This window comes from Lentzea rhizosphaerae, assembly GCF_042649515.1.
Lineage (GTDB): Bacteria > Actinomycetota > Actinomycetes > Mycobacteriales > Pseudonocardiaceae > Lentzea > Lentzea aerocolonigenes.
The window spans coordinates 1-13,624 of record NZ_JBHRZI010000045.1 but is presented as its reverse complement, the minus strand read 5'-3'; the positions used below and the strand labels follow the sequence as shown (position 1 = coordinate 13,624).

General features: G+C 63.6%; 12 protein-coding genes. 7 read left to right on the top strand and 5 right to left on the bottom strand.

What is annotated here, in order from left to right:
• Nucleotides 1-81: 81 nt before the first annotated feature.
• The 4 genes from ACFOWZ_RS41505 to ACFOWZ_RS41490 all read left to right on the top strand — a co-directional run bounded on the left by ACFOWZ_RS41505 (nucleotide 82) and on the right by ACFOWZ_RS41490 (nucleotide 6,701).
• Entirely contained in the window at nucleotides 82-3,501 is a 3,420-nt protein-coding gene (locus ACFOWZ_RS41505) for an SIR2 family protein (protein ID WP_382379480.1), read from the top strand.
• A gap of 161 nt (nucleotides 3,502-3,662) precedes the next feature.
• Complete coding sequence (locus ACFOWZ_RS41500) at nucleotides 3,663-5,048, top strand: restriction endonuclease (RefSeq protein WP_382379534.1); 1,386 nt, start codon at nucleotides 3,663-3,665, stop codon at nucleotides 5,046-5,048.
• A 439-nt stretch (nucleotides 5,049-5,487) separates the two neighbouring features.
• On the top strand, nucleotides 5,488-6,432 hold the full coding sequence (locus ACFOWZ_RS41495) for a hypothetical protein (RefSeq protein WP_382379479.1): 945 nt from the start codon (nucleotides 5,488-5,490) through the stop codon (nucleotides 6,430-6,432).
• 23 nt (nucleotides 6,433-6,455) lie between these two features.
• Entirely contained in the window at nucleotides 6,456-6,701 is a 246-nt protein-coding gene (locus ACFOWZ_RS41490; protein WP_382379478.1) for a hypothetical protein, read from the top strand.
• Between the two features lie 21 nt (nucleotides 6,702-6,722).
• Here the strand turns inward: ACFOWZ_RS41490 and ACFOWZ_RS41485 are convergent, their stop codons facing one another.
• The 4 genes from ACFOWZ_RS41485 to ACFOWZ_RS41470 all read right to left on the bottom strand — a co-directional run bounded on the left by ACFOWZ_RS41485 (nucleotide 6,723) and on the right by ACFOWZ_RS41470 (nucleotide 9,884).
• Entirely contained in the window at nucleotides 6,723-7,031 is a 309-nt protein-coding gene (locus ACFOWZ_RS41485) for a hypothetical protein (RefSeq protein WP_382379477.1), read from the bottom strand.
• A 91-nt stretch (nucleotides 7,032-7,122) separates the two neighbouring features.
• A complete protein-coding gene (locus ACFOWZ_RS41480; protein WP_382379476.1) occupies nucleotides 7,123-8,277 on the bottom strand; it encodes a nucleotidyltransferase domain-containing protein in 1,155 nt (384 codons plus the stop codon).
• A 24-nt stretch (nucleotides 8,278-8,301) separates the two neighbouring features.
• Nucleotides 8,302-9,492: an SAVED domain-containing protein gene (locus ACFOWZ_RS41475; RefSeq protein WP_382379475.1), complete on the bottom strand. Its 1,191-nt coding sequence runs from the start codon at nucleotides 9,490-9,492 to the stop codon at nucleotides 8,302-8,304.
• Nucleotides 9,493-9,641: 149 nt separating this feature from the next.
• Nucleotides 9,642-9,884: a DUF2188 domain-containing protein gene (locus ACFOWZ_RS41470; protein ID WP_382379474.1), complete on the bottom strand. Its 243-nt coding sequence runs from the start codon at nucleotides 9,882-9,884 to the stop codon at nucleotides 9,642-9,644.
• A 129-nt stretch (nucleotides 9,885-10,013) separates the two neighbouring features.
• Here ACFOWZ_RS41470 and ACFOWZ_RS41465 point away from each other — a divergent pair, with 129 nt between their 5' ends.
• The 3 genes from ACFOWZ_RS41465 to ACFOWZ_RS41455 all read left to right on the top strand — a co-directional run bounded on the left by ACFOWZ_RS41465 (nucleotide 10,014) and on the right by ACFOWZ_RS41455 (nucleotide 12,522).
• Nucleotides 10,014-10,868 carry a hypothetical protein gene (locus ACFOWZ_RS41465; protein ID WP_382379473.1) on the top strand — a complete coding sequence of 285 codons (855 nt, stop codon included), beginning with the start codon at nucleotides 10,014-10,016 and terminating at the stop codon, nucleotides 10,866-10,868.
• A 36-nt stretch (nucleotides 10,869-10,904) separates the two neighbouring features.
• The gene (locus ACFOWZ_RS41460) at nucleotides 10,905-11,501 is read left to right on the top strand and encodes an STAS-like domain-containing protein (protein WP_382379472.1); all 597 of its coding nucleotides are present in this window, start codon (nucleotides 10,905-10,907) and stop codon (nucleotides 11,499-11,501) included.
• 532 nt (nucleotides 11,502-12,033) lie between these two features.
• Complete coding sequence (locus tag ACFOWZ_RS41455) at nucleotides 12,034-12,522, top strand: NUDIX hydrolase (RefSeq protein ID WP_382379471.1); 489 nt, start codon at nucleotides 12,034-12,036, stop codon at nucleotides 12,520-12,522.
• A 23-nt stretch (nucleotides 12,523-12,545) separates the two neighbouring features.
• On the opposite strand, the gene ACFOWZ_RS41450 is transcribed toward ACFOWZ_RS41455, so the two are convergent.
• The gene (locus ACFOWZ_RS41450) at nucleotides 12,546-13,472 is read right to left on the bottom strand and encodes a tyrosine-type recombinase/integrase (protein ID WP_382379470.1); all 927 of its coding nucleotides are present in this window, start codon (nucleotides 13,470-13,472) and stop codon (nucleotides 12,546-12,548) included.
• Between the last annotated feature and the right edge of the window lie 152 nt (nucleotides 13,473-13,624).

Below are 13,624 nucleotides of genomic sequence, written 5' to 3'. Positions count from 1 at the left end.
CTGGTCCACCTGAACTGGAATTTGCATCTGATCGTATGACTTCAACGCTTAACTGCCGAGGGGATCGTAGGCTCAACCGCGATGTGGATCCGTACTGTTGACTTTCCCTCAGAGCTGATCGAGGCGCATCGCGCCGGTCAGCTCGTGATCTTCGTCGGTGCAGGTGCGTCGATGGATGCTCCGGCTAGTCTCCCGAGCTTCAACTCGTTGATCGAGCGCATCGGCGGCGAAGCAGAGTCGGAGCCCGGTGAAGCCGACTGGGACCGACCGGATGTGTTTCTTGGACGGCTCGTGGACATGGACTTCGACGTCCACGGCCGTATCAATGCGCACGTCGACCTACCTGATTCCGAACCGAACTCGTTGCACTTGGCGCTGGCTCGGCTCGCGGTCAGCGGTCCACCGCCGCGGATCGTCACCACGAACTACGACCGACACCTATCTACCGCGTTGACGAACATCGGAGCGTCGTACGACGAGTACGTGGGCCCTGCGCTCCCCGTGGGCGACGACTTCACCGGCGTCGTCTATCTGCACGGCAAGCTTGGTGGTCCACCTGAGCGGTTGATCGCGACGGACAAGGACTTCGGCCGGGCGTATCTGCGAGATGCCTGGGCAGCGAGGTTCCTGGAGAGGATGTTCGCCGAGTTCACGGTGCTTTTCGTCGGCTACAGCCTCAATGATCTGATCGTGTCCTACCTGACCCGGTCACTAGGGCGCGGCAGGCGGCGCTTCGTCCTGACGTGTGAACCCGATAAGGACCAGTGGAAGGCGCTCGGGGTCCTGCCGATCAAGTACGAGCTCGACGGCAAGTCCCATGTTGCTCTCGGCGACGCCGTAGAAGGTTGGGCGTCGTTGGCGTCAGCCAAGTTCCTCGATCACCGTCAGCGAGTCGAGCAGTTGTTGTCGGTGCCGCCAACGCTCATCCCGGAGGACGAGTCGTATCTCGAGGCCACGCTCGCCGATCCCAGCCGGGTTGTCCTGTTCACTGAGTTCGCGCGCGGCCAGGAATGGTTGGCGTGGGCAGCACGACGGCCCCAGTTCGAGAGGCTTTTCGATCCCCACAACTCGGACTCTGAGATCAGTTGGGGCTTGGCTCAGTGGTTCGTCGAACACTACGCGGCCAGTGACGAGCATAGCCGGCACGCGCTAGACATGGTGCGTGAGCGTCGAAGCCGTCTTGGACCTCACGTTTGCGAGGCGATCGGACGCGAGTTGCATCGGCACGCCGCCACGAGACCGTCGTGGATGCGTCCGTGGCTTGCGCTGCTGGTCAATCACGCACCCGAGGGTGGTGTGCACTGGCTGGAACTGGCGCTCCAATCGTCCTCTTGGGACGGAGATCGACCGACGGCTCTCCTGTTGTTCGACCACCTCACGGAACCTCGCTTGGCGTCCCACGAGACGTTCGGATTCGCCGAGGCAAGTCTGTTCGAAGTGAGGCTTAGAGGGTCGATTCACGTTCTCGACGAGGCCTGGCAACAGATCTTCAGACCGAACCTCGATGACGGAGCACGGGAGCTGCTCGCGATCGCCGACCGTCACTTTCTCTTGGCACATAACCTTCTCCGCACCGCTGAATCAGCCACGCAGTCGTTCGGTCGATCGGCGATCGAGCCGCACGAACAGGACGGGTTCCGTGATCGCCTCGACCCGCTGATCGATGCTGCACGCGACAGCTTGGAGGCACTACTGCGCGCCGGTAGCGCCATTGCTTTGGGATATCTGGAGGCCTGGGCACACTCAGATGTGGAGGTCTTGAAGCGTCTTGCGATCCATGGATGGATCTACCGAGCGGACGTCGACGATACACACAAGATCTCTTGGCTTCGCGGGCGGCGGTGGCTCTACGAGTTGCCACTTCGTCACGAGGTGTTCCGACTCGTAGCGAGGTCGTTGCCTGGCACGGCGCTCGAAGTCGCTGACGGCCTCGTGGAGGATGTGGTTGCGGGTGCGAAAGATCGTCGTCCGTACGAGTTGTACAACATGCTGGTCTGGATGAACCAGCATGCGCCAGAGCTCCGTTCAGCGCGTGATGCGCTTGATGAGGTGCAGCAGCAGTATCCGGACTTCGAGCCGCGAGAACATCCAGATCTGCTGGCGTGGGTGTCTGCGGGCTTCGTCGAAGCTCGTACTTCCGTGACAGCTGATGAGCTTCATGAACGAATCGGGGTGGACGCCACGGCAACGGTGAGCGAGATTCGTGAAGATGGCCCCATGCTCGAACTACTCGCCAGCACCGTGAAGGCATACCCGGACGACGGTGTCCTGGTGCTCAACGCGGGCGGAAGTGAGCGCCCCGAGATTGCCGACGCGGTTGTCGGAGGTTGGTCGGCGTTGGTTGTCGATGTCCCCACTGCGGTGGTCTTCCTTGAGCAGCTCAGAAACGTCGAACTTCGCAGCGTCGTGTCCACAGTGTGCCGCATCCTCATCCAAGACGGGGTCGATTGGCCTGTGTTGCCCGAGGCGCGTGAGCTGGCGGACGATTTGTGGACGGTTGCCAACGTCGAACCCGCCGACGTCTACCCTGGCGAGTTGGCCTGGCGGGCCCTCAACGAGCCAGCAGGAATGCTGGCCTCGTTCTGGACTCGAGCGGTGGCTGCCGAGTGGCGAGCCGCCGGCGAGTCCTGGAACGGTTTGGATGAAGCCATGCGGAGCCGTCTGGACGGCATGCTCGCCGTCGAGGACGAGCGTTCTTCGTTCGTCGAAGCGGTGCTCGCCGCGGAGCTGTCGTTCTACTTCAACGCCGACCGGCAATGGGCGACAGCCCGGCTGATCCCATTGTTTGACTGGTCGGACGAGTCGCGCGCACTGCGGGTTTGGCCGTTGTACCTGCAGGGAGGCCGCGTCAACGACCAGCTACTGGAAGCAGGTCTGCTCGAACACTCGCTGGCCGCGGTTCGACACGTCGACGCGCTGCCGGAGAACTTGCGTGTGCACTACTTCAACTACATGGCTGGCGTGGCGCTGTCCGCCAACATCGATTCGCTGACGTGGGTTCTTCGCTTCACCTCCATGTCAGACCCGCTGCAGCGGGTCCAATGGCTGACCAGCATTACGTGGTCGCTGGGGCGGCTGTCGGCGGAAGCCGTTGCGCTCAACTGGGATCGCTGGATGCGGGAGTACTGGAAGCAGCGCCTGCAGGGCAGCCCACGTCGGCTCACCACGGACGAGGCGTCGGCCATGGCTGGCTGGGTGGAGTTCCTGGGACCCGCGATTGAAGAGGCCGTCGACCTCGCTGTCGCACACGAGGCGGGAATCCGAGGGCAATCACAGCCCGGCATGTTGCACAGACTGGATGAAGAGACGGTGCGCACTGCACCAGCAGCGTTCGCAAAGCTGTTGGCGCACATGCTCAAGCACACCACGGAGCCCTTCGCCGGTTGCCACTACCTGAGAGGAATCGTGTCGTGGCTTCGCGATGACGCCGATGCCGAGCACGTGCAGGAGATTCTCGACCACGCAGTGCGGTTGCGATGCGGTGACGTTTCGACGTGGTGAGGACAAGATCGATCGAGCGCTCCTCCCGGCTGATGCTGGCCATGTGGTCTTCGGCATGGCAATGCGGGGAGAGCAACTTCCAGCGAGGAGGAGCGGTCGAGACCGCCATCTGGACAAGACCCCTGTAAGGCCTGACGAGTTACGCGGAGGACACTGTGCAGATGCTTCGCGATGTGGCCAAGTGGCGCGAGTTGATCAGCGAGTACGGAAGGTTGCGTTCTCTCACCGGACACACACCGCAGTCCCGTGGCCAGCGGTTCAACGAGTTGATCGTTGAGTTGCTGCGCTGCTGGGGGATTGAGTCGACCGCGAGCGTGCGCACAACCGGCGAGGTTGATGTCGTGTTCGCGCACTCCGGGGTGCGGTTCGTCTTGGAAGCAAAGTGGCAGAAGGCGAAGGCGGACACAGGAAACATCGCGAAACTGCAGAAGAGGGTGCGGCAACGCATAGCCGGAACCTGTGGGATCTTCCTGTCGATGTCCGGCTATAGCGCGGAAGCGCTCGCCGATATCGCGGACGGCGAGCGCCTGGAAGTTCTTCTTCTTGACGTCTCACACTGGGAAGCGATGCTCGCCGGACTGGTGCCGCCGGAAGAGCTGCTACGTCTGGTTCATGATCGGGCGGCCTTCTTCGGCCAGCCCTACACCGCTCTCGCTGACCTGCTGGCTCTGAAGACTGATCCTCCGAGCGTGGCCTTCGGCCTGCCTGACGGTGTTCAAGAGGACGTGCTTCGCACGGGTGTTGACGGAGCGGCTGCCGAGGTGGTGCTGTCCGGTATCGACTCCAACCAGCTTGGCATCGCCTGCCGAGGCGACAGCCACCTTCTCGTCACGACGGCCCAGGCCATTCTTGACGTCGACCTCAAGAGGCGATCGGTCACCGTTGCGGTGCCAGTACCGGATTGTCATCGCAACCCGGTGCCTCTGGACGACGGTTCAGTGCTGTACGCGCGTCGCCATGGTGTAGGTCGCTTTGCCAAGGGTGAGGTGTCGGTCGTCGGCGGGGGATCCGTTGGGAACTCTAGCGTTCTGGTCCATCCAGACGGTGGTGCTTGGTTGTTTGACAACGGTTCTATCGGCGGAATCAGCCCGTCCATCGCGAGGCTCGGTGACCGAGTAGGCGACGAGACACGCTATGACGTTGGCTACCAGCCGGCGTCTGCATTCAGCTCTGTCTGGATATCCGACGACTCGCTGTTGACCGTGGGCAATCCGAACCTCGTCGTGACCTCCATCCCAAGCGGAAACACCTCCAGCCACGCAGCCTCACAGAGCAACCCAATGGGCATCGTTCACCTCGGTGACGGGGTCGTGCTGACCGCCGGTGACGGCACCTCTGTCCACCGCACGGACACCAACACATGGTCGACCGATCAGCTCGTCGATCTCGGACTGAATTCCAGCGTCAACGAACTGGCACTCGGCGACAACGACGACGTCTACATCGCCGCGTACCAGCCGTGGGCCGGATCGGGCATGAGGTTCGCCGTGGTTCGCCTTAGTGGCCTGGGACGTGCTCGGGGCGCCGACAGCGGCGAGCCTGCCTGACGGCGTCAGACCGATCCGTTCGAGCCTCGGATCAGCGACTCCTTTACTCGGCCAGTTACACTTGGAGACGACCTGGAAGAACAGGCCGGAGCACGCCGCTCAGTCGTTCCACGACTGGGGGTCAAGGGGTCGCAGGTTCAAATCCTGTCGTCCCGACGGTCTGAATCAGCCCGCTGATTCTGGGTGAAAGCCCAGGTAGGCGGGCTTTTTCATGCGCGCGAAACGATCTTCGCTTGATCATCAATTTCATGATCAACAGGCAGATCAAGGAGCGAATCAGGAGCCACTGGCTCCTTCTCTTTGACCAACGGCAAATGGGGTCGTCCACGAACGGGTGAATCTGGAGAACCGTCCTGAACTGCGCCGAACCAGCGCGTTGTGGTCTGAACGGGCCTGAAACGGATGCGGCGGCGGGGCGGCCTGGTTCTAGGCTCCATGGATGGTCGACGATGCCATGGCCAGGCGGCAGTTCACGGTCACCGCGGAGATCGAACTGGACGTGGTGGACGCGGCCGCGCTGGAGCGCGCGGCGCTGGCGTACATCGACGAGATGGTGTTCGCCGTGGACGACGATTCCGAGCAGGCGCAAGAAGAACTGCGTGCTGCTGAACGCGAGGACGTCGCCGGTGACCCGGCGGCCGCTCTGTCACTCCTGCTGGATCCGGACGCCATCGTCGAAGTCGACGGTGTCGAGGTCGGTGGTGCCCGATACTCGGTAGGGGAGGCTGGTGCGGACGATCGTTCGCGTGCGGCGTTGCCGGACTTTGCGAGGCTGTTCGAGGCGTGTGAGTGCGGTCTGGCGTCGTGTGAGAAGTGCGGTGGCTTCCAGGTGACTCCGCGGACTGCCGCGGTGTTGTGGACTATGGGGGCTCTGCTGGCGGATCAGGCCTTCGACGATGTGATCGCGCACGGCGATGATCCTGTTGGGTCTGCGGGGTTGTGGATGGTGTTCGACGCGTTCCCGCGCATCACGTGGCGGCAGGACGCGATCTGGCGCCGACAGGCGGCGCGGTCGTTCGACGACCTGCGCGCGGACCTGGCGGACGGGCGGTGGCCACAGCCGAGCTGCGCGGCCGAGGAGATGGCGCTGCACCTGATGCTGACGACCGCACAGGCGGCGGTCACGGATGGCTGGTCGGGGCTGGAGGACCGCTTCAGCGAGCTGCCAGAGCATCCTGATGATCTCGACGGGGGCATGCTGGTGGATGTTCTGTTCCAGGACGCCGATATTCTCGCGTTGTTCGACCCGAGTCGTGACGGCATCGAAGCTCCCGACGATGACGAGAACCGGTACCTGGGCATGGGTGACTACACCCCGTCCGCCTGGTTCACGCCGTTCGACAACATGTCGCCAAGGGACCCGCGTCGCCCCTTCCGGCGCTGATCACCAGAGAAGGTCAGATCCGCATGCTGATCTTGTGGTCCCGCATCCACGCCGAGCTCGGCGTCGCACCATGCCCGCTGACCTACGGGATGGTCGAGACCGCGGTCGGGCGGCGGGTGCGTGAGGCGGCTGATCTGGATTGGAAGCTTGTCGTGATCTCCGCCGACGAGAAGTCGGGACCGGGCAAGCAGAAGGCGCTCGAAGAGCGGCGCTGGGAGTTCGCGAAGGACATTGCGGCGATGGCAAACACACAGGGCGGCTTGATATGAAGGCGGTACCTCGTGCAGACGTCAATTGCTGTGTACGCCCGGCCAGTCGCCTCCACCTGTCCATTCGCCGGTGATGAGCCAGATCTCGTAGTGGTAGAGCCATTCGGCCGTCCATGGCAGGACAGTGTCGGCAATGGGCTTGTTCGATCGCCACTCGCCAGGCTCGTACAGGCAGAGCTTGTCACCGGGATAGACGTGTGGCAGTCCTGGCGCGCCAGGATGGAGGCGCAGGACTGGTACGAGTACCTCGACATCTGGATCAAAAGGCGGCTGCTGAGTGATCTTGACGGTGTAGCGCCGTGACAAAGGCGTGGGCTGGAGTTCCACCACGCAGGTCAGTACACCGCGGCGGATGCGGCATCGGCAGCCAGTTACAGCTCTGCGGAGCCCCAGAGCCTGTTGTGCTGGCGAAAGAATCGCCCTACCGCTGCGTCGGACCATGGAAGTTGTGTTTCTGGACGCGAGGGGCTGAGGTGCTTGCGATGGTGAGAGCGCCGGCGTTGCGGGCCATCCCGAGCTTGCCCGCGTCGCGGAGCTGCCTGGTCTCCAGACCCATTCGTTGAGCGGACTTGCGGAGCAGTCCGAGGTCGAAGGCTTCACCGAGGCGGTCGACGAGGTGGTCGAGGCCCTTGCCTGCGGAGTCGCCGGCGTCGTCGAGGAGGGTGGCGAGCGCGTCGAGCCACGAGAGGAACTTGTCGTGGCGCTCGGGGTACTCGTGCCACTTGTCGGCGAAGTTCTCCAGCTCGTGTGCGGGGTTGCGGACCCACAACCTGCCGCCTTCTTCGGTGATGTGCTTCGGCATGTTCCCGACGGCGTTGATGGTCGAGGTGAACAGGTCGGTCTCGCCGGTGTAGGCGTGCGCGGCGAGCGTGGTGATGATGATCGACGGTGTGCGGTTGTCGAGGTCGTCAGCGAAGTGGAGTGCGCAGTGCCACTTCATCACCTGCACCATGCGCTGAAGCGTGCTGCGCACGGTCCAGTTCGGGACGACGGGGACCCCGATCTCCTCGGCCTTGGCCTCCAGCGCGCGGAGCATCTCCGGGGACCGGCCGCGGAACCAGTCCGCGTAGCCCTTCGGGTTGCTGTGATGCCAAGGGCGCAGCTTCAGGTCGGTGACCAGGATGCTGGTCGGCGGGTACTCCTCGTCAGACACACACGGCACTACGTCGAGGTGGAATCCGTCGTAGGTCAGGGTCCAGCAGCGCCGGCTCTCGTTGATGGACAGGATGGGACTGTCATCGGTGTCGTCGTCGGCCTTCTCCTGCTCGTAGACCTCGAGCATCTCGCCGACTTCGTCCTTGAGCTTCTCCTGGGTGGTGCTGGTCTTCTTGACCGCCTTGTGGCAGACGACGTCGATGTCGTACTCCCCGTCCTCGTTCGGAGGCCGCGTGACCGTGCCTAGGGTGAACGACCCCTGCGGGTAGACCGACCACAGATCGCCGCCCTGGTCGAGCAACGACCCGCCCACGTCCTCGTAGCAGCTGACGGTTTTGTCGCGCAAGTCTTCGGGAATGTCGAGGTGCTCAACGGCTCCGGTGAGCAACGTGGAGATGATGTCCTCTGTGGAGTCCGTCATGTACGTGGTGCTCCTTCGTGAAGGTCAAGCTTCGGTGCTGATGGTGAAGAAGTAGCCGGGTGAGTTGGGCTCGCGGTCGTAGATGTGCAGCGGCGGTTGCGCAGCCCGCAGGAGGTGCCGTCCGATGGCGATGGCCGCTGCAGGTGGCACCGCCGGGAAGATCGGGATGGCCGGAGCACCTGGGTGATCGACCTCGATGGTGGACAGTAGGGTCCGCCAGGCCTGGGAGAATTGGTCCAGTCCCGCCTGGGTGGTGATCAGTTCTGGGGTGGGCAGCGTTGCAGTGGGGCGCAGCTCGTAGATCGTGTGGGAGTCGAGCACTTCGGACGGGAGCCGGTTGATGTCGATGCTTCCGGAGATCGAGCACAGAATCGCGACGCGTGAGGGGTCGTTGCCGGCCCGGAGGAGCTCCGAACTGAAGCGGACTGGTGCGCCTAGGTCGTCGAAACCCCACACAGTCTTGCCTTCGCGGCGCTTCGGGTAGATGTCGACCTGCAGCATCTTGTCGAGGTAGGTCCCTAGCAGTACCAAGACCGGGATCCGGGCCAACGCGAACACCGAGACGTGGTTGACCGCCTCCTTGCGCACCTGCGTGCACAAGTGCATCAAACGATCTTCCAAGTGGCTGCGGGCGGCTGCCCAGTACGCCGGGCTGCTGGTCGGTTCGCCGGGGATCGCGCGGAGGTCGATCTCGAATTCGTCGGCGCCCCGCAGGATCCAGTCTGGAAAACGGTTGTTGGCCAGCAGCGCGGTCGTCACGCTGGAGGAGTTGAGTTCGACCGGCCTGCCGTGGATGTTCCCGGCCACCCGCAAGACAGTCGTGCGCTTCTCGTGCCCGAGGCCCGTCAGCTTGCGGATGCGCTCCTCGTGGCTGCGCTTCAGCGCGCGCAGCGTGTCCACGTCGAACACCTCCCACAAGCTCTTGTGGTCGATGACGCGATGCTGGTCGTGGCACAGCAGCATGAGGTTCTCTGCTGAATTGCGTTGCTCGACAGGGAGTTCGTGGTCCCCGCGTGGTGAACCAGGAGCCGTGGACCAGCCGACGATGTGTGCCAACTGTCCGATGGAGACCTCTTGTCCGGTGACGTTGTCCGCCAACAGGTACCGGTTGCAGATGGTGCACCGCCCTCCGGCGGCGACCCACACGTGTCGGGCCACAGCCTCGGGAACAGTGCGGGTCTCTCCTTTCGGACCGACCACCTTCGTGGCTGTCACGGCACCGCTGGGCATCGGACTTTCTACCTCACGATCTGTTCACGCATCTTCGGCGCTGGGCGACAAGCGACTCTGGACCGCCACGGTGCTAGCGGTCGACTGGTGGCACCGATGCGGTGCACACCTGCAATGGCGTGCACCGCTCAGGCTTACTTGCGGTCGCGTGGCGGGTTCGGGTCGTTTCCGGGGGCGATGGTGTCGGAGTCGCGAATTCGACCGTCGCGACCGTGGGTGACGACCTCACCGCCACCAGCGTTCTGGACGATCTCGCGGGCGCGGTTGATCGCCTCTGCCTGCGTGGGCTGGTGACTGCTCGATCGCTGTGCGTCGGGCTTCCTGACGTCCCAGCCGCCGTCAGGGTTCGGCACCACGTGCCGGTTGGTGCTGCCCATCCCAATCTCCTTACTTCCGGACTGTCTAGCGGCTCTCGCCGCGTCCACAGTATATCATCGGTTTCACTGTACTCAATGAAACCGATCGGTGGCTTCCGGAGGTTCGTAGATCTCGAGGAGACTGGAGGTATGGAGTTGATCCTCATGGGAGACAAGCCGTTGGCGACTGCGGCCATCCTGGGCTTCGACACCAGCCCCGAGGCATTGGTGATCGACGCGCGGGAGATCGGATTCGTCTGTCCGTTGGACCTGGCCGGCATGCTCGCCATCGAGCACTGGGCCTCGGCGGCGGCAATTCCCGTGACTCTCCTTCTACCCCGAGAACCGGATACTGCTTCCTACTTCCAGCGGATGGACGTGCTGCGCCGAGTGTCTCCGCGTACCCGCATCCTGGGGCGCATACCGCCTGAGAAGCGGGCGGATCTGCGGCATCGTCTCCTTGAAGTCTCGCCGCTCACGAAGGCCACCGTGGACGACCTGGCTGAGAAGGTCGGAAGCCTCATCACCGCCCACTACCCGCGCACCGCGGGGCCGGCTGTTGCGGGGGCGTGCAATGAACTGCTGGACAACGCCGTCGAGCACGGCGCGAGCAGTGAAGGAGCCTTCATCGCCGCGCAGACGTACACGGGCGCGACGACCAAACAGCCGCGGTTGGAACTCGCTGTCTGCGACAACGGAGTTGGAGTCCTGCGTCATCTTCGGCAGAACCCGGCACACCAGCATCTCAACGCCGACGTGCACGCGTTGGAGGAAGCCTTGAGAAACGGCGTTACGGGCACTTCGGATACACGAGGCAACGGCCTCGGTGACCTCATCGACGGCGCGCGGAAGCACGGCACGATCCGCTTCCATGTCCGCTCCGGTGCAGGTGAGATCACTGTCACTGCCGATGGTCAGCGACGGAAGGTCTCGCCTGGCAGCCGTCCGGACCAAACCAATGGCACCTGGGCGTGGCTATCCCACGAACTTCCGCAACACCCGTAAGGATGGTTCAATCGGTACAATGAAACCGGAGAAACCATGACACGAGCAGTCGTCTTCAACGTTGTTCAGCTCGGGGAGTTCCCCGCAACGCGTAGCAAGGCACGCGATGGCCGCAACCGGCTTGAGGACATCCTGGCAGGCAAGACGGGAGTCGACCTCACCATCGACTTCACCGGCGTGACGGCGATGACCATCAGCTTCGCAGACGAGTTCCTCGGCAAGTTTCTCACTTCTCTCGACGCTACAAGCCAGGAACTCACGCTCAAGGTCACCGGCCTGAACACTGAGAACGCTGAGGCGGTCACCATCTGCCTTGAGCGACGCGAAGCTCAAGTGGCCGTCCTCGACAGCGATGGGATCCTCAAGCTCGATGGAGCGCCGCCGCTCCCCGAGACGTTCGACACGGCAGTGGAGCTAGGGGAGTTCAAGGCGAACGATCTTGCTCAACGGCTGAACATCAGTCCCCAGAATGCCAACAACCGGCTGAAGCGCCTCGCAGCTGTAGGCGCACTCCGCAAGACCCGTACTATCGGTGCTTCACGCGGAGGGAAAGAGTTCTCTTACGCCACCGTCACCGCACGCGTTCCCGACACGGATGGCCTTTCAATGGAAGTGCCGCTGACCCACAGCTGACAGGGCCGCAGTTCTAAGGTGATCTTCGTACATGGCGAGCAGCGGGACAACGAGCACTCCACCCCCTTCACGCTCATCGTCCGAATGCGGCAGAGGCGGGCGACTAAGAGGGAGTGAGGGTCGCGCCGGAGGGCGAAGCCAGTCTCGGGAGTGAACTCGGCTCATGCCGTAACAGCCACGAGCCGGCTCGACGTCGAGGCGCCGCGCGCGAGCAGGTCGATCACAGCTGGGGCACGCCGACTGGATCTTGGCTACCGCTACGACCACGCCCACGGCCTGCAAGCGGTCGCGCAGCGACTCGCGACATGCGGGGACGTCCACGAGAACAGGGAAAACATGCAGGACGGATCCTCTGGCCGATCATTCGGGACTCGCCGTCACATTGGCGGCGAGCGCGAAGCGGACGCTGCTAACGTCTGACCCCGCCACGGCGGTCGACGCGCTCAACGAGCCGGAGCCAACTCTGTTCTGAACTCCGGCGCTACGCCCGCATAATGCCGCCCAGTCAGCCGACCGCGAGGACGCCCGCCCGATGCCCACCGCCGCCGCCCCGCGCATCGGCGCTCGGGTGCTGCTGCTCGACGCCAACGACCGCGTGCTGCTCATCCACGCCTGCGATCCGCACGACCGTGGCCATCACTGGTGGGAACTGCCCGGCGGCGGCCTCGACCAGGGCGAGATGCCGGAGGATGCAGCTCTACGCGAGGTCGCGGAGGAAACCGGACTCATCATTCCGTCGCTGGGCCGCAAACTGTGGATCCGCGAATCCCGCTTCCACTACAAGGGGCGTGACCACCACCGCGAAGACCATGTCTTCCTGGGACGCATCACCGACACCGCGCCGAAGGTCGCGCTCAAGCCCACCGAGAACGAGAAGGCCGGGCTGATCGAACGACGCTGGTGGTCAGCAGCCGAACTCCGCCAGTGCACGGACAAACTCCTACCCGCTCAGCTCCCTGGTCTGCTTGATGATCTCCTCAGAGGCGTCCTGAGCGCCACGCCTCTGAGTTTGGTGGACTGACCACGAGTCCAAGTTCGCAGTCGTTAGCTGGCCAGAGCGAACAGGCGGTTCTCGTCGGTGAAGACGAGGCCGTTCGGGAACTGTGCGGCCAGTGCATCTTCCCAGCGCTTCTGGAGGCACGTAAGGATCTTGGCTTCGATCTCGGGTGCGACATGGTCGTAGACCTCGCGGATCTTGTCGGACACCTTGTGGCCGAGCCGGAGTGCACGGGCGACTTCGGGGATCTCGTCTGCGATGAGCCAGGTGTTCTGGCTGTGGCGCAGCCCATGGAATACCAAGCCCGGTTTGACGGGCCGGACGCGGATGAGCGGGTTGTCGATGTGAATGTTGCCGTCGGCGGCCGGGCGCATGGCGCGGCGGGCGAAGTTGGAGCGGCGGAGTAGCTGATGTTGTGCCGTGACGAAGATGTGCGGATGGTCGTGCAGGCCGAGCAGGTACCGCCACGTGTCGATGAGGAACGGCGGCAAGGTGACCGTGCGTGCGGAAGCGGCGGTCTTGGGCTGGCCGAGGGAGAGTTTGCTGCCGACTTCCTGCAGGGCGCCGATGTCCGGGTCTATGACGAAGAAGCCGTCGTCGAGGTGGATGTTGGTGCGCTGTAGTCCGGCGAGTTCGCCCCAGCGGGCTCCGGTGTAGGCGGCGGTGATGATGAGGATTGCTGCCCACTCGCCGACCAGCGTGGCTGCTTGGAGTGCGATGCGTAGAACTTCCAGTGGTGACGCCCAGATCGCTTCTGGTTTGCGGTGGTGGCGTCGGCGGCCTCGGCGTCGCACGCGGACTGGGCTGACCGGGATGATGCCTTCGTCGGCGGCGTCGGCGAGCATCATGGTCAGGATCTTCATGATGGTCTTGATCGTGTTGTGCGCCAGGCCTTTCTCTCGGAGCTTGACAGCCCAGGTGTGCACGGCGAGGTTGCTGATGTTCTCGAACGGCACCGTGCCCCAGCGGGGCATGATGTTCCGTACCGGGTTTGATGGAGACCATCAAGCCTGGATGATGAGGACTGATGGCCCCACCGAAGAAGTACTCAGACGAGCTGCGTGAGAGGGCGACCCGGATGGCCGTGGAAGCGCGCCGGGACCCGGCGTCCGCGACCGGGGCGATC